Genomic DNA, 16,865 nt, shown 5'->3' with positions numbered 1-16,865 from the left:
GATATCGACAATCCGTTAAGTCACTCCCTCTACCCGAACAAACTCGCTCAGGCCGTGCTGGTCGAGAAATTCAGCAACCTGCACTGCGCGCGCTTCGTCGTAATGCTCAACCGCCAAGCAGGTGCGAACTTCGCCGACGTGCTGGCCGCCGGCCGTTATGGTCGGCATTGGCAGGTCAGTGCGTTGGCCGTCTTTGCATGTGCCGCGCAGCTTCACCAAGTTTGATGTAACAACTGCGTGGTGATTGCCGGTGGTAACAGTGTACGCTGGATGGTCGGCAGCGCCGCCCGGGTGGCCGGTGTTGTTGACCAACAGCTGCGCAGTTACCAGCGCATGGTGATCTGTGGTGGTGACCGTGTGGGCCGGGCCATCCATTGGCGCTCCGGGGCCGGTATAGTTGCCGCCGAAGTGTTTGGCCAGAAACGCGCTAGTGATCGCAAACTTATTGCCTCCGGCGGTGACCGTGCCGACAGGCTTCTGCATATCCAGCACCCGCGGTGCCTGGCCCGGTCGTTCGCCATAACCCATCTGGATCAGCGTTGGGCACACAAGTTGGCTTTTGCCGCCGCCACCGGCCGTAACCGTGCCGCTCGGTTGATCAACAGGGTGACCGATGCTGCTGCCGAACTGTCGGGCGATCACCGGTGCGATAACGCAGCTGCGCGACTCCTTCAGAATGGTGTGTATGGGCTTCTCGCAGGAACGCGGTTTGCCCTGGTATTCTGATCCGCCTGCACCTGCCAAGAACGGCGAAAGTTGAGCCTCCACCATTCCCAACGCGTGGCCGTTGCCGCCGGGGCGCGCTGAAGTACCGGCGGTGACCGTCGGCAGTGGCTCAGTAACTTCCTGCCCGGTGGCCCCGGTGCGGAACTTAGTGATGTGAGGCGTAACGACCGCAAAACCGTGGGTCTTGGTTATCGTGTGCAGAGGCGACTCCAGCTCCTGTCCCCGGAAACAGTCGTATTTTGTACGGGTGCTAGTGTGGTTGCACTTCACGATGAACGGCGTCGGGTTGTCGATCACGAACCGCTGAATGCCGCGGGCAATCCGTCGTAGAGTGTTTTCCGCCAGCGGCTTTTTCCGGTCAAAAATCGACGGGCAGGGGATATTCCAGTCGATACACTCAGCCGCGGTTCGCCAGGGCTTTAGCTGGCCGCTCTGCACCGGCAGACCCTTCGGATCGCCGTGGGAAGCCTCTGGCCAGGCGACAGGCTGCCCGTCGCAGCGCATCACCATAAAGAAACGCTTCCTGATCGTCGGCGCGCCGTAATCACAGGCCCGCAGTTCGCGGTATTCGACGTCGTAGCCAAGCCCGGCGCTTAGCCGCAGCGCTTCCGGTCCGTGCCGGTCAATCTGCAGCGATTCGCAGACCTCATCCAGCGCCGGGTGGTCGGCTGCCACGCCAGTGCTGAGCATGCCAACGAACGCCGCGAAGGTTTCGCCGGCACGTGCCGGGTCTGGACGATCCTCACCAACAAGCAGCGGCCCCCATGTTCTAAATTCCTCCACGTTTTCCAGCATCATTACGCGCGGGCGGGTGGCTAGCGCCCAGCGCAGTACGATCCACGCCAGTCCACGAATCTCTTTTTTTACCGGCGTGCTGCCTTTGGCTTTGCTGAAGTGGCGGCAGTCCGGGCTAAACCACGCCAGGCCAACTGGTGCGCCGGCGGTCGCCGCCACCGGGTCTATATAGAACACCGACTCGCAATAATGCAGGGTATCCGGGTGGTTAGTTGTGTGCATAGCGATCGCGTTCGGGTCGTGATTGATGGCGATGTCTACGCTACGGCCGGTGGCCATTTCAATACCGGTGCTGGCACCGCCGCCGCCGGCAAAATTGTCGACGATAATTTCTCGCATCATGCGTGCTCTCCGAAGGTTTCTGTTAATGCCTGAGCGGCTATGAGGATTGAATTGCTGGGTTGGCGCTCCAGCAGCATGGTGTTGATGTGCTGCATTACTTTCCGGTAGTGAACTGGCGGGAGTTCGTAAATGCGCTCGACCTGATTAGCGATGAGCTTTACTTCTTCTGGCCATACATCGTTATCAGTATCCGGTACCGGCAGAGCTGGAATAATTTCAGGAATATTTTGTTGCTTGGTTTGTGGTTTTAAGCGAAACGCCGCCAGCTCAATTTGACGCATAAAAGTCGCGCCGCGCACTTCCAGATCGTCACGGCTGACATAGCCGAACCGCTCACCACGCCATGACTTATCGAATACGGCGATCGCCGCGCCGAACCCGGCGGAAGATTCGTTCGGCTCTCCGGGCGCCGGGCGGTACCACCCAGGCAGGTCAAAGCTGATGCGGCCGCGTATAAACGAAACGTGATCCGCATCTTCCGGCCACCACACTTCGCCGGTCGCCGCTTTTATCAGGAAGACGTACCGGCCGCCCAGCTCGCGCATCGCCAGTGTGTGGGACATGATGTGCCGCATACCGGTGATGTACTGGCCGTCGTGCTGGCTGGCGCGGGAATAGGGTGGGTTTGCGTAGGCAGCGCCGCGAAGCTCAGCCAGGCGAGCGCTCCAGTCCTGGGTTAGTGCGTTATCCTCGGCGCTGTAGAACACCTCGCACTTCGCGTTGCTGGCGTCGGCAAACAGGTCTAGCACGAACGGGCCGAACATGGCGTTGATACCCCACCAGAGAGCGTCCGGTGAGCGCCACTGGTCGCCGATTTCCTTGAGCTTGTGCGTGGGCTGAGCGCGCAGGGCATCCAGCGCCGCGCAGTAGGGATTTACCACGGGTTCTGTCATCAGAGGTTTAGCTCCGTTCTTTTTGATGATTGGGGGAGTCGCAAGGATGATTTGCTGCTGCGCTGGTGGTTGTGTGGCAACCCATTCGGAAACTGTCGGCGGAAAAACTCGCTCGATCGCCGCGCGCATCACAGCTGTGCGCGTCAGCTTATACTTGATTTCGGGGAAACGCTTTTCTGTCAGCGGCACATTTACTGCAACGTTCGTTGAGTCGGCGCTGGCAAACGGGTACCGGCTCAACACCCGTACATCCAACATGCGCAGGCCGTGGATTTTCACGCTGAGCTTCCGGTTGATGTAAAGCTCCCTGAAGACCTCATCCATGCGTTGCTGCCAGGCCTTCGTCCGTATTACCCGGTGCGGGCCACAACACCCAATACCAACGCGGGGGAAGCGGTCACAGAGGCGCAGTAGTCTTTCTATGCTTTCGTCCGAATGCCACACTGGCACCGCTTTCTCCATCAGCCAGAGTGGGACCTTATCGATCAACTGGTCGTTCTCCGCCTCACTTCCCTCAATAACGTCCGGGATTATGAACCACTCGATCCGACTGAACCACCCGCCGACAAAATCGTAGTAAGCAGCCCAGTGCTTTTGCCACCACTCAACACCAGGCTGACAATCGTCACTAGCGGATTTACGCCATGTTGAAAACGCGCCGTTATCCAGCACCAATTTGCAGTCAATAGCGCCGATTTTCTTAATTTGGTCAGGTCGAGCGTAGGAAACTAGTGAGCAGCCATCGCGGTACAGAGCTTTTATCAAATCATCGGAGGGGGTCTCCCTGTCGCCCCAAATCGGGCCGCCGTGCCAATGCACTGACATTCGGACCTCTCTTCAAAGTGTAATAGTGTGATCGGTAATCGTATTGCTCCCTTATTAGCCAGTGTTCCCAGCCGGTCAGGAAAGTTTGATTTGGTAGTAGGTGCAGAAGTCGAGAACGTACGGGCATTCGAACGGGCTTTCGGTGCCGTTTATGACGTCGCAACCACCCGCATGCAGGCAGTTGCAGTGCTGGCAGTTGAGCCGGTTTTCCCAGCAGTTTTCCGCCATCGCGTAGCCGTTGCACTGGCCGCCGCTGAACCGGTGCGGGAACTCATACGCGGAACAGCGGCATGTGACCTGCCGGCCGTCCCAGTATGCTTTCCCTCCGGTAGTTGAGTTTGCATAACCTCACCTCAGATAAAGCTCCGCAGTTAACGCTGCGATAAGCAGCAGGATCAGCACAGCCGCCGGGCGGATGCTGGCATAGAAGATTGCATGGCGCTCGATGTGTCGCCGGATTGTTTTCCGCATCTGGATAGACCAATAAAAAACCGCCGATTGGCGGTTATTATCTCGATATTTTAAATGGGGGCGTGTTTCAAGCTATAAACTAAATAATGATAGAGAATATGGTTAATTGATGACTGTTAGGGTTTTGATTATCATGTTTTTTCATGTAGCAGCATCGTTGTCCGGGATTCTGCGAACCAGTAATTTATTCCCATCAATAATTCGAGATCTGTATCTGTGCTCTCCTAGATACGTGAAATTATGAACATACGCCTGCGCTTTTTTCAAAGATATGCCGAGTAGCGCCTTTTCAAAAATAATATATTCATTGACTTTAAGAATTAAAAGCCAGTAGCCCATTGTCCTATATGGGAACTTTTTCTTTTCATTGATGTAATCGACTTTCACGATCACCTCCTAGCCCTCAATTCATTAAAAAAATTGTACATATGTTGTTTTGTCATCACGAGATTCAAAATCCAACTTTATCAAAGCCTCAAAATGAAATGCGGTGCAATAGCAATAATCGAAATTAGGAAAAAGCCTGGTGTCTTTAAGCTAGGTAGCCTTTTGGATTGGTCAATAAATTAGCCACAAAGTTGAAAAAAACCTTCTCGCTGTGCGATTATTGCCCTGCCGTAGATTTAATGGCATGACAATAATTAGCCCCAAATAAAAACATCATTTTACAAAATTTATGGGGGTTAAGAATTCCTGACGTTTTCTGGGTGTTAGGCACCAGTTGAGGTCGAATTTGCTATCGCAAAACATAAAGTTTTCGATATTCCCAGCCTGCACTTTTGATGTTGGCATAAAATTCATCAGCGCAGACCTCTAACCATTGCTCCCACTCAGGACTCCCGTCGTTCTTTCTGATCTGGTAAATTATCTCGGATGGACCATTAAGCATGAGGGCTAAATTAGCTAAGGCGATTCTCTCCTGCAAAGATAATCTGCAAATGGTATTTTCGTCGGCCAGTTGCAATAATCTCTCACGAGTAAACATATCAATCAATTTCTTCACTGTTTGACCTCTTTACAGTGAGCGCCGTCTGGCACGGCGGGGAAATCGTCGGCCCAGCCGCCGGTGTGCGAACGAACGTCTGCCAGCACCTGCTCGCATACAGCCATAGACGGCATCGGGGTGATGCTCCAGGCGCTGCCGTCGCGTACCGGGGAGGCCATGATGAGGAATGCGAAGGTTAGGGTGGTCATGACTGCTCTCTTATTTTCAGCAATGCCCGGCGAACCGGGCAGCGGTAATTAGTATGGGGATGGGTAGTAGATTCCATCTGCATCGCTCTCATCGAGCACAAGCAGGCTGTCGCCGTAGTAGAGCGCACCTACCAACTTGTCGAACTTGCTATAGAACTGAACAGGACGCTTACCCAACACATCGCTGCCATCAAGTTTGCCATTGAACAGGCGGTACACCGGATGGCCATCTTCCAGTATGGGTACATCTTTCCTCTCATCCCGTTTCGTTACCTTGCTAAAGCCAAGATACACCTCACATTGGTGCGCTCTGTCTTTCCTGTCTTTTCTGAGATAGCTGCTGTAAGAGCTTTCAGAAGCGGGTTCCTTTTCGAAACCGATATAGAAAAAGCGCTCCTCATCTTCGTCGATAACGACCTGCGGCGCGCTCCACCCTTCGTGCGCGGCTTCTTCCTTGTGTTGTTCGATGTAGGCTGCCCACAGGTCGGACGCCTTGATAAATTTCGGCAGCTGATCCTGCTCGATGAAGTCCTTCACCAGCTCCTGCATTTGCTCGACCAGGCGATCGCTGACAGCGTTAGTTTTCCACTGCTCATCCAACGTGCGCGCCAGCAGCAGGTTGTAGCGGGGAAGATCGCAAACATCAGTGATGTTACCCGGCAGCGCTTCTTTCAAGGCCTCTTTTACTGCGTCAGGGAACTTGCCCCAGCGGAAAACATCTTTGATCGCATCGTCGTACAGCTTGAGAACGTGGGCGGCAACCATTTGGTTAAATTCGTCAGACGTTTCAAACTGGCGACAGTGGTCGTTAATGGCGTTAGCCAGGCTGGTAGAAATATTGGTATCAGACATTTGGCACCTCCCCGGCGCGGATGGCTGCGGCGTATTTAAGGGCGCGATCGGTGGTCCCGTTCCATGCTGGCTCAAGACTTTTCACAAACCCTTCAATCGCCTTAGCGCCAACTTCGCGCAGGATGGCGTCGGTGGCTGGGGTTTCGACTACTGGTAATAGCGCGTAATCACAAATCTCTCGTTTATTTCCACTATCATCCGTTTCGGTATGCAGTCCAATCATGCTGGCACGCTGGATAACAACCCCCCACACGGTACGATCGGTCTCGTCTGACCAGCCGGCGCAGGCGTCACCGCGATAGTAATCAATGTCAGAATCAGCCGCTTTGATTGCATCATCAGCGGTAGCGTGTTCCTCATAACCGCTGTCAGTGCCGTAGCTAAAGAATCCAATGCCAGATTTCAGCGCCGCATTCTCCGCAACCAGCGCCCGCATTTGCTCATTCAACCGCGCAACCTCTGCGGCGTGTTCACGACAGATCGCATTCAGCACACCACTCACCCTGGTAGCCGTGCTGTAGTCTTCAGAGCCAAAATATTTGGCACCACTATCCGAATCGACGACATCCCACGAATCAGCTCTTTCGTCATCGTCTTCGCATGAATAGCCGCTTCCGTCTGGACCAGTGCGAACACCTTCTGTAATAAATACTCTTCCCATATCTCTCTCCCGCCGACCGCAGTCAGCCCAAAATTGCCATAGCCAGCAGCGTGTAAATGCAGCCCATGAACATGCCAAAAAGGTAAATTCCCAGTGAATTCATCATTGTTGTGGCCTCAGATCCGCAGCTGGTGGCCGCATGCAGGCGCACCGCACCGAATGCGGCGGCGTTGGCTGGCGGTCAGGAGGCGGAAAGGGTGGTTAAATGGTTTTCTTCAGTTCGTTATAACGCTGAAGAAACTGGACACGCGCCTGTCGTGGCGTAAGCGGGTAGATCATGAAGTCGGCGCACTCGATGCCCTTAAGCACCAGCCACGGCGTGCCGTCATCCATATCGAAATCGCGGCGCTCGGTAGCCAGCATAATCAGGTCCGCACGCTTAACCTGCGCAGACATTGCAACTGCCAGATTGAACTTGTCCCGGATGAACTGATCGACACGGTGCTTAATCACCTGATAGTCAGGTAGAAACGCTTTCAGTGGTGAACTTACATCACCGCAGTAAGCCTCTGCTGCGTCGTGCAGTAGTGCCTCTAACGCCATTTCTGGCGGCACCAGGCGGCTGACGTACATCGAATGCTGCGCCACGCTGTAGAAGTCCTGCACGTGGCCGGTAAAGCGGCAAAGATTCGACAGCGCACCGGCGATATCCTCGATGCTGATGGTCTCCGCATCGGTGTCGGTAAAGCTGAAGTGCTTGCCGGAGAGGGTGTTAATCCAGGTCATTGCTGCTGATCCTTAATTGCTGCGCGGCGGGCCATGCCAGCGCAGAACTCTGCGCGCAGCTGGTACCAGGTGATATTGTTGCCAGTTGCATGGCGTGAGGCTTGCAACCAGTGATGAGCAGCATCAGCAAAAAGGCCGTCGCGCTCTTTCTGCGCTGCTGATTGTGCTGAGCTATTTGGCAGTGGCATAGATACTCCAGAAAGCCCCGGGCGGGGCTATGCGGTCAACTCTAAAATGGGATGTCGTCGTCGAAGTCCTGCACCGGCGGCTGATTCTGCCCAACATTTCGGGAGCCAGCGTTTTGCTGCAGGCGTGATTGCGTCTGGTTATTCTGCTGCCCACCCAGCATCGAGCGCTGCTGATTACCTGCCGGGCCGCCTGCAGGGCCAGTTCCAGTCGGTTGACGCTCGTCTTTATCGCTAAGCGCCGCCACCAGTTTATCGACCGTTTCAGCGGGCAGTCCTTCGATGGCTTCTTTATAGGTTTTACGGGTTTTAGTGCCGAATGCCTGGCGGATCTCGAAGCGGTAGCCATCACCGCCGGAGGTCTTCGTGTAGAGCACTTTCTGAAGCACAAACCCGATCGGCTTGCCTTCCAGTTCCCTGGAGTGATACTCCGTTTCGTTCTGGTCGTTTACCACTTCGGTGGCGTGAAGAGCCTTGACGCCTGTCAGGCCCATAATCGCCTGAATCATGGCATTGCCACCCTGTAGAGGGTTGCCATCGCGACCGACATAGGACACACGGAGGAAATTAATTGCGCCAACGTCGGCATCCAGCGAGAACTCCATCGACTGCGATTGGGAATTAGCATCGCGGGCGCTGGTGAAAAGAGCCGTACGGATGATGCCAGCGTAAGCACCAGATTCTGACGCGCCGGACGGTCCGGCCTTCTTGGCGTCTTCCTGGTTGAAGGTAAAGATTGGTTGCATAGTGATTTAACCCCTTAATTCAATTCGTAGTAGTCCCGGATCGCCGTGTCGACGGCGTTCAGGTCGTTGTCTATCTGGAAGCTCTCAAACAGCCCGATCGGAGATTTAACCGGGTCGGTGCCGTCTGACTGCGTGGTAAACTGGTAGCGCCCATCAGTGACCTGAGTGCGTAGGGCGATGGTGAACATGCCCTCAACGGTGATTTTCTCGTCCAGCATCTTGCCGATGGTTTTCATCTTGATGCGACCGGCGGCGGTTTCTTCCGTGTGAGCCAGGAAGTAAACGATCAGGTCGTCTTCTGCCTGCTGGGCGGCCTTAACCACATCCCACGCACCGCCACCGATCTCCGTGAATTTCTCGAACGTTTTCTCACTGCGACGCCGCATGAACGAATTGCCCATAACGTACTGAAAATCGTCGATAACCACGTATTTCTTACCCGTGCGGCGGGCAAAGTTGATAACCATAACGAGGTCCGCAGCGAGGTCGGTGTGGAAAACGTTGCCTGTTTTCGCTGCAAAGTCGCGCGCCTTCCAGCCCTTCGACTTAAACGGCAGTCGCTTATTTTCCGGGTTAATGAGAAACCCCTCTTCGGGATTCAGGTTCATCATGCTGGCCGATTTACCGGAGCCTGAATCCCCCAGGATAAGCACCGGGATACCCATATCAATCTCCCTGCAGGTAATGCTGCATCGTGAATTTCTGGTCCTCGTCGAGGTCCATGTTTGCCAGGCACCATTTCAGATAGCCGCGGTCGGTAGCACCAATTTCCTCGAACGTCTTGCCCTTGTGCTTGCCGAAACGCATTGTGTGCAGCAGGGAAGGCAGGGAGGTGATTTCGCGCATCTGCGCAATGGTGAAGCGGGCGTGACGGTTAATCTCGATCAGCACCGCCGCAGTCACGTAGCAGTCGTACAGGGCGCGGTGGGCATGCAGGCCTTCCGGCACGTTGGCGTTAACGCCGAGGTGGTAGCGCATAAACTGGTTGCCGTGGCTCTCCAGCTCCGGCCATAGCTTGCGGGACAACTTCATCGTGCAGATCCACGGCGCGGTGATCTGCGGCAGTTTGCTGCGGTCGAATTTAGCGTTGTGCGCTACATAGACGTCAGCGCCGAGATAGCGATCAATTACAGCATCAATCGGCGGTGAGTCAGCCACGTCCGCTTCGGTTATATGGTGAAGCGCCATCGCAGCAATGCTGATTGGCTCCGGCGGCTTCACGTAGTCGCTCATCGGGTTGCAGATAACGCCATCGACAATGTCGACACTGGCGATTTCACACACACCACCCTCGAGGCTGGTGGTCTCCGTATCAATTACACGCAAAATGGTCATCAGGTTGTTCCGTAAGGGCATCGGCAGCGGCTTCTCGCTGCGCCAGCTGGTGGGCGATTTGAATCAGGTCAGCCGGACCGAACTGATTCTGTTGGCAGAGCTGCAGGATTGCGTCGACAGTGGCCTCGCGCATCCATTCGTTTATTGCCAGCGGCGTGGGGATCAGTGTTACATCCATCCGATGTACATCCCCGCAGCTATCAGCGCCGCGCCGATAACCGGCAATAACCAGCTGCGGCGCCGCGGGTGGAAGTCAGCACCGGTCAGCCGGTGAAGGAACTGTGATTTGTAGAGCTGGCTCATCATCGATTACCTCGGATGCGCAATCCTGCAGCGCGTTTATGTGACGGTACCCGGATGCTTTGCTGGTAACGCAGCGCGCACTCTCTGTCAGCGCAGAAGTCATCCCGCTCGCTACGATCCCAGTGTTTAACGGTGCCTTTTACCACGTCTTCGGGGTGGCGGAACCGGCCGCAGTAGCGGCATCGCACTGATTCCAGGTGCTCGGTACCGGCATCCAGCACCGTGTACTCGAAATGCGAACCGGGAGTGCCGTCTGGCAGCGTATAATCAACGAACGTTTGCTCTTCGCCCTTAAAGTTCGGGCGTATGCTGCAGCCGTTGAATGTGACCAGCTGAGCGCCGATGCGAATCGGCGTTCCCGGCGTCAACTCGGCCAGGCGCTGGGCGGTTAATTTGGGGATTGGGTGCATGCTTACCTCCGTTTTGAGGGTGAAAAAAAGCCCCCGGAGAAGGGAGCAAACGACTACACACAGCAATGGATAGGGTTGTGACACCAGGCCGCGACACCTGCTTACTTCCCGCCGCTCGGTTTTGGTATTGGCCGCCAGATGCTGCGGCTCAGCCGATTTTCGGGTCTTTGCGTCGGCCGGCGCTGCAGCCCGCTTGAGCACATCACAACGGATAGAGCACTCTTCAACGGCTTTGTGTTGCGCCTCCAAATGCTCTGCCCTGTTGCGTGCCGGGGTGATGCCCGACGTCGTGCCGCCTTTATTTTTAAGCCCAACGTGATGCTGCGGTTCTCCGGGCTTGCCCTGGTGAGGCACTTTAAATCTTTGAAGCTTTGCCACACCCCGCAGTGGCCAGCGCCGGTTTCCCGGTCATCATTTGAGGCTGCTTAGTGCGTTAAATCGGTCGCCAGTCGTAACTCAGTGATGCTTTCGCCTCCTCTCCCTCACTACGTCGCCGTGGGAGCCAGACCGTACACGCCGTCTTCGCGATGCGTCACCCAGCAGGGTGTGCATAAGCGGTCTATCCGTTTAGCTGTTACATGATTTATCTCCTCTGTTTAATGGGGCCGACATATGTCGCTGGCCCGTGCACCGGTCCGTCGCTCGCATTGTTCCTCTTTGGCTCAGCCCAGGTCAGTTAGGGGTGGCCGCTATTTCAGTTTGCCAGGGATGCGATTGAGTACCCGGTGCGCGACTGCCAGATTGTTAAAGAGCGGGTCAGCGCTTGGCGGTGGCTGCGTTGTGCTGATGAGAGAAAATTACAATAAAGTTTGTAATAGGTAAACAATAAATATTGTAATTTCATTGGTTTTTTACTCATTTGCTTGTTTTTTAAAGTGATTTATTTTCTTGAATTGACCGTTTAAACAAAGCGCTCAGGCCTTTTGAGCGAAGTTGGAGTTTTGCCGGAATCGAGGTGTGGATAGTGAACAGCAATCATGGCTGAAGTGATTGGCAACATGGTTTTCGAACATAAATTAAACGACGAGAGTCAAAAGTATCTTGGTTGAAGGTTTATCAAATTAGTTGTGAACGGGAAGGGCACTTTAAGGGAGGCAACTCTGATTAGATAAGAGGGATTGACTGTCCACAAAAAGCCCTCGTTAAGCGGGCTCTTGTTGTTTTTTCAAAAAAAGGGTGAAGAGCAAGAGGTAGATTTCTTTGACCTCTAACCGTGCATTAACCGCCAGGCATCCAAGCACCACTCGCGATAAACCAAACCAGAAGCACTACGCCTGCTATGCTGCAGGCAGCTGGGAACAGATAGCCGATCTTCATTTTTACCGCCTGAGTTTTTATTATGAGGGCATCCCTGCCTGTCTTCTCCAGCCCTAACCAGCCCTGATGCTGATCTGTGTTTAAAAATTGCAATACGTAACAGCGCCGTTTTATTTGTTATCGCGCCTGTAAAGAGTCCACTCTTCAATCCGTTCGCCGCCTGGGAGGGTGCAGTAGCCTACCTCTCCAGCGGGTTCCTTAACGATGTCTAGCTTGCCGCCGATTTTCTGGCAGTACACCGAGGCCGGGTTAGCCATGCCAATCATCTTCGGCTGCTCGTTGTGCGCTGCACACGAGGCGATAAGCACTGGTAGTGCGGTAATCAGTATTTTTTTCATGGTTATCCCTTTTAACTGAAGGCCTCTTTCGACCATTAACCCAGAGTCAGACCTAGCAATAAGTTAACGAAGCCAGCCAAAAGCAATGCCAGTCCCGGTATCAGGAAGTTTTTGTCGCGCTTCTTGCGAGCCAGGTAGAACATGGCGAACGCTACGCAAAACATAGTTACTGCTATCTTTGTGTAAACTGACATGCACTTCCTTAGCTAAACGTCTCTTCCGTCTGAGGGGGATTATACCAGCCGAAGCTTAGTTTCAATCGCTACACCGATAATCCGGCAGTTACCGTTGATCGGCACCATTGGCCACTGAGGGTTAAGCCCTTTCAGGTACTTTTGGCTACCGTCGATCACCAGCTTTTTGAACGTGGCTTCGTTATCGTCGATCAGCTTTGCAACTACCAGGCTGCCATTCACCGCCTCACGCCCAGTATCGAAAAGCACGAAAGTACCTTCTGGAATACTCAGGCCCATCGGCGCCGTCATCGAATCTCCGTCCACTTCCAACCAGAATGACTCACCCTGCACATGTGCGTCTGACTCTAGCCAGTGATCGATATCCTTTACCGTATAGGCCTCAATGGCCTCTCCCCAGGCACCTGCCTGGACCTTGCTCAGGACAGGATATTTTCGGCCGGGAGAGTATGGGCGGAAACCAGTAACATTATCGCCCGTCACAACGTCTTTACCATCAAGAAGCCATTCGATCTCGCAGCCGAGAGCTTTCGCCAGCTCGGGGAGGTAGCGGGGGCGTTTAGTTTTACCACTCTCCAACTGAACAATCGCTTGTTGAGTTGTGCCGGCTCTTTCTGCCAGTTCTGTTTGCGTTAGTCCAAGCTCATTTCTTTTCGCAAGGACACGCGCCGCGATCGTCATCAATTCACCTCTCAATCCAATCAAGAGATGTTTACAAGAAAAGCTGTAATTGACAAACAAACTATATTGTAATTAATATACAAGAAAGTTTGTCAAAGGAGGCTTTATGCAAACTATCTCGGACCGCCTCAAACAAAAACGGGCGGAGCTCAACCTGACACAGGCTGAATTAGCCAGTAAGGCTGGAGTTAAACAGCAGTCCATCCAACAGATCGAAGCTGGTTTGACGAAGCGCCCGCGGTTTTTGATTGAGATTGCCCATGCACTGCAGTGTGACCCAGCCTGGCTCCAGCATGGAGTCAAGCAAGGTAATGCTGCCTAAACACTATTTTGAAAACGGAAATTATCAATGGAATCAGTAGCAACAACCAGCAATTCAGTAAATATCACCTGCAAAGCAGAAGCGCTGGAGAGTTATTTTCACAGGGAAGCTATCGCTCGCGGTAACAAACCTCTGGCGCTGGATATGGGGATTCATCCTTCGGGACTAAGCCGCAAAAAGGTTGGGCTGGTTGGCCTGGCCTGCAAGCTGATTTTGCAGCTGGGACTGCCTGCTGGCTGCATCGCGGCGCCAGGGTGTGAGCAGAACGTTGTTCTTACTGGGGAAGAGGCCAGAAAGCTGCTTTCGCTGCTGGAGCACATCCGCGAACCGGTGGGGGGCATTGGTGGATGACGAACGTTTCATTGAAACCGATCAGCAATACCGCGATCGGCGCGGCGTTATTGTTCGCGTCACAGGTTACGACCGCCAGGAACGCAGGATCATTTTTATGCGGCCGAATTATCCGCACCCATGCTTTGTGCCGAAATGGTATTTCGAGAAGTATTTCAGGAAGTTTGAAGGGAAAGGCGAAGGCTGAACAGGTAGGACTGAACAGCCGGGTACTGCATTGCTTTGGTCAAGCGAGGTCAATTATGCGACAGAAACGCCGGAAGATGCAACCAGAAAACACTGTACATAAAGACATGTCCCGGGAGCAGTTAGCCCGGGAGTTTACCCCTGACGCGGCGCACATGTTGCGCCAGCTTCTCGAGCAGAATAAGCGCGCGAGGGAAGGGGATGAGTAACTCTGCAAAAATATTCAAATTCCGCCCCCGAGAAGCGGGTGAGGAGCGATCCGTGGCCAATCTTGATGACGGATACATGCGCATTGCTACCAGCATTGGAAAACTAAAGCCAAAGCTCAAACTGGCTGGTCGGCAGCATCAGGTTTTTGATGCGGTAATCCACTGCACGTATGGTTGGAATAAATCCGAAGACAGGGTGACAAACACGTTTATCGCTGAGCTGACAGATCTCGATGATTCAGACGTTGCTGATGCGCTCGACGTGCTTGCTGAACGTCGAATCATCAATCTCAAAAAATCAGGCGGTTTCAAGATCGTCAGTGTGAATGTGAATCTTGACCAATGGCAGCTAACTAAAACGCCCAAAACATTGGGCATTTCCACCCAAAATGTTGGGCGAAAAAAGGTTTCTGGTTGGGCGAAAACACCCGACACCCTAAACAGTCTTACCAAAGACAATAAAAATACCCCCCTAACCCCCAAGGGGGAATTTTCGGAGGAGGTAGTTTCACAGGCAAAACAGGTCCTGGAGTATTACAACGAGCTCACAGGAACCACCTGCCGCTCTGCAGAAGCCTTTGCCGTTCTGCTTACGCCACGTTCGGCCCGTGATGCCTACACCGTCGATGACCTGAAGCTGGTGGTGCACTGGGTGGTGCTGACCTGGAAGCGCCGCAATGGCACGGTCGCTAAGCCGGCGAACATCTGCCGGGTAAGCCGTTTCGACGGTTACCTTGCTGACGCTGCGGCCTGGGCTTCCAGCTACGTTGAGATCGACTGCGGCGCCGTGGTTGATGCCTATAACGAGATTGCCGGTGACCGTCTGCCTCTGGCTGAGCTGGACGATGACCGTGAGAAAGCGATCCGTGATCTAGTCACTCACATGACCCACAAAAATATCGATGCGGTTCGGGCTTATTTCAAGGCGTTTGTGACTGAAGCAAGGCCGCATTACTTCGGCGAGAATCCGTCTGGCTGGCGTGCCAACTTCGATTTCCTGATGAAGCCCGACACGCTTCGCAAAGTGCGGGAGCGTGCGCTATGAGCGACCTGTATCTCGAAGCCAGCGTTATCGGCGCACTGCTGAATGCCGGTCTGACACCTGACGCCAGCGATGTTCTGAACACACTGGACCCTGCAGCGTTCACCAATCTGTTTTACTTCAAGCTATACGGAGAAATTAAGCGCCAGGCCATTCAGCGCAAGATGATCGACGCGCTGCTGGTTGCGGATGCAATGGGTGACGGTCCCGGCGTATTCGCCGACGTGATGGAAACGGCGAAGGTCGTGCCGAGTTCGGCAAATCTGAAAGGCTATGCCAAAAGCCTTGGTGAAAAATTCATGATCCGCAGTTTTGTCGCGCTGATGGAGGCCAATTACGACAGCATAACCCTGGCGAACAACCACGATCAGGCACTGGAGAAAATTCGGGCGTTTACCAGTCAGGTCATGGCCGTTGGTCGCCCCTCTGATGAGGTCGTGCCGGTTCACATCGATGAACTGATGGGTGCTTACGTTGATGTGCTGGAGCGGCGGGTAACCAACGGTGAAGAGTCGGACACGTTGAAGACCGGGATCTGCGAGCTGGACGAAATTACTGGCGGCATGAACGATGAAGATTTCGTTGTTGTGGCCGCCCGCCCGGGTATGGGTAAAACCGAGTTTGCACTGAAGGTTGCTGAGGGCGTTGCCTCGAGTGAGCGGGTGATGGGGGATCACAAGGTCCGCCGCGGTGTGCTGATTTTCACCATGGAAATGAGCAATCAGCAAGTGATTGAGCGCCAGATTGCCGGCGCGTCGAACATGCCGGTATCCAGCCTGCGCAAGCCATCCCGTATGCACGATGAGGACTGGGGCCGGGTTTCAATGGGAATTCAGCGCCTGACTGGCCTTGATGTCTGGCTCGTCGACGCGGCAAACCTGACCATCGAGCAGATCCGCGCCATCGCTGAGCGGCATAAACGCAAGTTCCCCGGCCTGTCGCTGATCCTTGTCGATTATCTGGGCCTGATTAAAAAGCCTCGAGCAGAACGTAACGACCTGGCGATCGCTGTTATCTCCGGTGGCCTGAAGAACATGGCTAAGGAACTGAAAACGCCGGTTCTGTCGCTCAGCCAGCTGTCACGCGACGTTGAGAAACGCCTGAACAAACGTCCGGTAAATGCGGATCTGCGCGACGGCGGCAGCATTGAGCAGGATGCAGACAGCATCATCATGCTGTACCGCGATGCCGTCTACAACGAGAACAGCCTGGCGGCGCGCTTCGCCGAAATCATCGTAACGAAGAACCGTTTCGGCGAACTGGGGACCGTGTACCAGGAGTTCCGCAACGGCCATTTCCACGACACCAACCAGGATGAGGCGCGGCGCATCTGCACCGAGAAGGCTTCAGCCGGACAGCGACAGAGGGAGTTCTGATGCAGGTCTATGACATCTGTCCGTTGCCGAAACCCCGCATGACGCAGAGAGACCGTTGGGCTAAACGCCCGGTGGTTCTCCGGTACCGCGCTTACTGCGACGAGGTGCGATTAAAGCGCCTGCAGCTGCCGGTCAGCGGCTGCCACGTTACTTTCGTGCTGCCAATGCCAGCCAGCCAGCTGGAGCAAGAAAAAGCGCAGCGCCAGTATTGGTCAGCCGCATTAGCAAAAACCGGACGTGGACAACCTGATGAAAGCGCTGATGGATGCCTTGTTTGCCGATGACAGCAGCGTGTGGGATTTCCGCGTATCAAAAATATGGGGCGAAACCGGCAGTATCCGGATCGCCAGCATCGCGCCGTCGGCGCACCAGTCAGGAGAATAAA

The 16,865-nt window shown here is 54.3% G+C and carries 23 protein-coding genes and 1 pseudogene; 6 read left to right on the top strand and 18 right to left on the bottom strand.

Features of this window, described 5'->3' with window-relative positions:
* Positions 1-15 precede the first annotated feature (15 nt).
* The 18 genes from PGH32_RS09615 to PGH32_RS09530 form a co-directional block, all read right to left on the bottom strand.
* Complete coding sequence (locus PGH32_RS09615; protein WP_337894283.1) at positions 16-1,860, bottom strand: DNA cytosine methyltransferase; 1,845 nt, start codon at positions 1,858-1,860, stop codon at positions 16-18.
* Positions 1,860-2,756 carry a phage N-6-adenine-methyltransferase gene (locus tag PGH32_RS09610; protein WP_337894282.1) on the bottom strand — a complete coding sequence of 299 codons (897 nt, stop codon included), beginning with the start codon at positions 2,754-2,756 and terminating at the stop codon, positions 1,860-1,862. The genes PGH32_RS09615 and PGH32_RS09610 overlap by 1 nt, the downstream gene beginning before the upstream one ends.
* Positions 2,757-4,193: 1,437 nt before the next feature.
* Entirely contained in the window at positions 4,194-4,439 is a 246-nt protein-coding gene (locus PGH32_RS09605) for a hypothetical protein (RefSeq protein WP_314424865.1), read from the bottom strand.
* Positions 4,440-4,788: 349 nt separating this feature from the next.
* On the bottom strand, positions 4,789-5,055 hold the full coding sequence (locus PGH32_RS09600; protein ID WP_337893878.1) for a hypothetical protein: 267 nt from the start codon (positions 5,053-5,055) through the stop codon (positions 4,789-4,791).
* Positions 5,052-5,246 carry a hypothetical protein gene (locus tag PGH32_RS09595; protein ID WP_337893877.1) on the bottom strand — a complete coding sequence of 65 codons (195 nt, stop codon included), beginning with the start codon at positions 5,244-5,246 and terminating at the stop codon, positions 5,052-5,054. The genes PGH32_RS09600 and PGH32_RS09595 overlap by 4 nt, the downstream gene beginning before the upstream one ends.
* Before the next feature lie 48 nt (positions 5,247-5,294).
* Positions 5,295-6,098: a hypothetical protein gene (locus PGH32_RS09590; RefSeq protein ID WP_337893876.1), complete on the bottom strand. Its 804-nt coding sequence runs from the start codon at positions 6,096-6,098 to the stop codon at positions 5,295-5,297.
* Entirely contained in the window at positions 6,091-6,759 is a 669-nt protein-coding gene (locus PGH32_RS09585; RefSeq protein ID WP_337893875.1) for a hypothetical protein, read from the bottom strand. The genes PGH32_RS09590 and PGH32_RS09585 overlap by 8 nt, the downstream gene beginning before the upstream one ends.
* A 201-nt stretch (positions 6,760-6,960) precedes the next feature.
* Positions 6,961-7,485, bottom strand: coding sequence for an HD family hydrolase (locus PGH32_RS09580; RefSeq protein ID WP_337893874.1), 525 nt, complete (start codon positions 7,483-7,485; stop codon positions 6,961-6,963).
* Positions 7,482-7,673 (bottom strand): ANR family transcriptional regulator, encoded by a 192-nt coding sequence (locus tag PGH32_RS09575; RefSeq protein ID WP_200544130.1) that lies wholly within the window; start codon positions 7,671-7,673, stop codon positions 7,482-7,484. The genes PGH32_RS09580 and PGH32_RS09575 overlap by 4 nt, the downstream gene beginning before the upstream one ends.
* Positions 7,674-7,714: 41 nt before the next feature.
* Positions 7,715-8,416, bottom strand: coding sequence for a hypothetical protein (locus tag PGH32_RS09570; protein ID WP_337893873.1), 702 nt, complete (start codon positions 8,414-8,416; stop codon positions 7,715-7,717).
* 14 nt (positions 8,417-8,430) lie between these two features.
* Positions 8,431-9,081 (bottom strand): ATP-binding protein, encoded by a 651-nt coding sequence (locus tag PGH32_RS09565; protein ID WP_337893872.1) that lies wholly within the window; start codon positions 9,079-9,081, stop codon positions 8,431-8,433.
* A 1-nt stretch (position 9,082) separates the two neighbouring features.
* The gene (gene exoX, locus PGH32_RS09560) at positions 9,083-9,751 is read right to left on the bottom strand and encodes an exodeoxyribonuclease X (RefSeq protein WP_337893871.1); all 669 of its coding nucleotides are present in this window, start codon (positions 9,749-9,751) and stop codon (positions 9,083-9,085) included.
* Positions 9,729-9,929: a hypothetical protein gene (locus PGH32_RS09555; protein ID WP_337893870.1), complete on the bottom strand. Its 201-nt coding sequence runs from the start codon at positions 9,927-9,929 to the stop codon at positions 9,729-9,731. Before PGH32_RS09555 ends, exoX begins: the two co-directional genes overlap by 23 nt.
* Entirely contained in the window at positions 9,920-10,054 is a 135-nt protein-coding gene (locus PGH32_RS09550; RefSeq protein WP_264547201.1) for a hypothetical protein, read from the bottom strand. The genes PGH32_RS09555 and PGH32_RS09550 overlap by 10 nt, the downstream gene beginning before the upstream one ends.
* Positions 10,054-10,464, bottom strand: coding sequence for a hypothetical protein (locus tag PGH32_RS09545; protein ID WP_337893869.1), 411 nt, complete (start codon positions 10,462-10,464; stop codon positions 10,054-10,056). The genes PGH32_RS09550 and PGH32_RS09545 overlap by 1 nt, the downstream gene beginning before the upstream one ends.
* Positions 10,465-11,682: 1,218 nt before the next feature.
* Positions 11,683-11,781, bottom strand: a complete 99-nt coding sequence (locus tag PGH32_RS09540) for a YoaK family small membrane protein (protein ID WP_337894281.1) — start codon at positions 11,779-11,781, stop codon at positions 11,683-11,685.
* Between the two features lie 110 nt (positions 11,782-11,891).
* A complete protein-coding gene (locus PGH32_RS09535) occupies positions 11,892-12,119 on the bottom strand; it encodes a putative hemolysin (RefSeq protein WP_200559703.1) in 228 nt (75 codons plus the stop codon).
* Between the two features lie 233 nt (positions 12,120-12,352).
* Positions 12,353-12,994 (bottom strand): LexA family protein, encoded by a 642-nt coding sequence (locus PGH32_RS09530; RefSeq protein WP_337893868.1) that lies wholly within the window; start codon positions 12,992-12,994, stop codon positions 12,353-12,355.
* Positions 12,995-13,100: 106 nt separating this feature from the next.
* Between PGH32_RS09530 and PGH32_RS09525 the strand changes: the two genes are divergently transcribed.
* The 6 genes and pseudogenes from PGH32_RS09525 (at position 13,101) to PGH32_RS09500 (ending at position 16,864) form a co-directional block, all read left to right on the top strand.
* Positions 13,101-13,316, top strand: coding sequence for a helix-turn-helix domain-containing protein (locus tag PGH32_RS09525; RefSeq protein ID WP_105595046.1), 216 nt, complete (start codon positions 13,101-13,103; stop codon positions 13,314-13,316).
* A 27-nt stretch (positions 13,317-13,343) separates the two neighbouring features.
* Complete coding sequence (locus PGH32_RS09520; RefSeq protein ID WP_337893867.1) at positions 13,344-13,667, top strand: hypothetical protein; 324 nt, start codon at positions 13,344-13,346, stop codon at positions 13,665-13,667.
* Positions 13,660-13,854, top strand: coding sequence for a DUF4222 domain-containing protein (locus PGH32_RS09515; protein WP_337893866.1), 195 nt, complete (start codon positions 13,660-13,662; stop codon positions 13,852-13,854). The genes PGH32_RS09520 and PGH32_RS09515 overlap by 8 nt, the downstream gene beginning before the upstream one ends.
* A 200-nt stretch (positions 13,855-14,054) precedes the next feature.
* Positions 14,055-15,107 carry a replication protein gene (locus PGH32_RS09510; RefSeq protein ID WP_337893865.1) on the top strand — a complete coding sequence of 351 codons (1,053 nt, stop codon included), beginning with the start codon at positions 14,055-14,057 and terminating at the stop codon, positions 15,105-15,107.
* The gene (locus PGH32_RS09505; RefSeq protein WP_337893864.1) at positions 15,104-16,480 is read left to right on the top strand and encodes a replicative DNA helicase; all 1,377 of its coding nucleotides are present in this window, start codon (positions 15,104-15,106) and stop codon (positions 16,478-16,480) included. The genes PGH32_RS09510 and PGH32_RS09505 overlap by 4 nt, the downstream gene beginning before the upstream one ends.
* A pseudogene (locus PGH32_RS09500) lies at positions 16,480-16,864 on the top strand (RusA family crossover junction endodeoxyribonuclease). Before PGH32_RS09505 ends, PGH32_RS09500 begins: the two are co-directional and overlap by 1 nt.
* Position 16,865 lies beyond the last annotated feature (1 nt).

The organism is Erwinia sp. SLM-02, assembly GCF_037450285.1.
GTDB lineage: Bacteria > Pseudomonadota > Gammaproteobacteria > Enterobacterales > Enterobacteriaceae > Erwinia.
The sequence above is the reverse complement of the archived record's forward strand: the minus strand, read 5'-3'. Positions and strand labels throughout refer to the sequence as shown.

Coding starts and splice junctions, on each gene's coding strand:
- PGH32_RS09505 (WP_337893864.1), top strand. CDS start 15,104: ATGAGCGACCTGTATCTCGAAGCCAGCGTTATCGGCGCACTGCTGAAT.
- PGH32_RS09525 (WP_105595046.1), top strand. CDS start 13,101: ATGCAAACTATCTCGGACCGCCTCAAACAAAAACGGGCGGAGCTCAAC.
- exoX (WP_337893871.1), bottom strand. CDS start 9,751: ATGACCATTTTGCGTGTAATTGATACGGAGACCACCAGCCTCGAGGGT.
- PGH32_RS09585 (WP_337893875.1), bottom strand. CDS start 6,759: ATGGGAAGAGTATTTATTACAGAAGGTGTTCGCACTGGTCCAGACGGA.
- PGH32_RS09550 (WP_264547201.1), bottom strand. CDS start 10,054: ATGAGCCAGCTCTACAAATCACAGTTCCTTCACCGGCTGACCGGTGCT.
- PGH32_RS09565 (WP_337893872.1), bottom strand. CDS start 9,081: ATGGGTATCCCGGTGCTTATCCTGGGGGATTCAGGCTCCGGTAAATCG.
- PGH32_RS09595 (WP_337893877.1), bottom strand. CDS start 5,246: ATGACCACCCTAACCTTCGCATTCCTCATCATGGCCTCCCCGGTACGC.
- PGH32_RS09615 (WP_337894283.1), bottom strand. CDS start 1,860: ATGCGAGAAATTATCGTCGACAATTTTGCCGGCGGCGGCGGTGCCAGC.
- PGH32_RS09590 (WP_337893876.1), bottom strand. CDS start 6,098: ATGTCTGATACCAATATTTCTACCAGCCTGGCTAACGCCATTAACGAC.
- PGH32_RS09580 (WP_337893874.1), bottom strand. CDS start 7,485: ATGACCTGGATTAACACCCTCTCCGGCAAGCACTTCAGCTTTACCGAC.
- PGH32_RS09545 (WP_337893869.1), bottom strand. CDS start 10,464: ATGCACCCAATCCCCAAATTAACCGCCCAGCGCCTGGCCGAGTTGACG.
- PGH32_RS09555 (WP_337893870.1), bottom strand. CDS start 9,929: ATGGATGTAACACTGATCCCCACGCCGCTGGCAATAAACGAATGGATG.
- PGH32_RS09610 (WP_337894282.1), bottom strand. CDS start 2,756: ATGACAGAACCCGTGGTAAATCCCTACTGCGCGGCGCTGGATGCCCTG.
- PGH32_RS09570 (WP_337893873.1), bottom strand. CDS start 8,416: ATGCAACCAATCTTTACCTTCAACCAGGAAGACGCCAAGAAGGCCGGA.
- PGH32_RS09510 (WP_337893865.1), top strand. CDS start 14,055: ATGAGTAACTCTGCAAAAATATTCAAATTCCGCCCCCGAGAAGCGGGT.
- PGH32_RS09535 (WP_200559703.1), bottom strand. CDS start 12,119: ATGAAAAAAATACTGATTACCGCACTACCAGTGCTTATCGCCTCGTGT.
- PGH32_RS09540 (WP_337894281.1), bottom strand. CDS start 11,781: ATGAAGATCGGCTATCTGTTCCCAGCTGCCTGCAGCATAGCAGGCGTA.
- PGH32_RS09520 (WP_337893867.1), top strand. CDS start 13,344: ATGGAATCAGTAGCAACAACCAGCAATTCAGTAAATATCACCTGCAAA.
- PGH32_RS09575 (WP_200544130.1), bottom strand. CDS start 7,673: ATGCCACTGCCAAATAGCTCAGCACAATCAGCAGCGCAGAAAGAGCGC.
- PGH32_RS09530 (WP_337893868.1), bottom strand. CDS start 12,994: ATGACGATCGCGGCGCGTGTCCTTGCGAAAAGAAATGAGCTTGGACTA.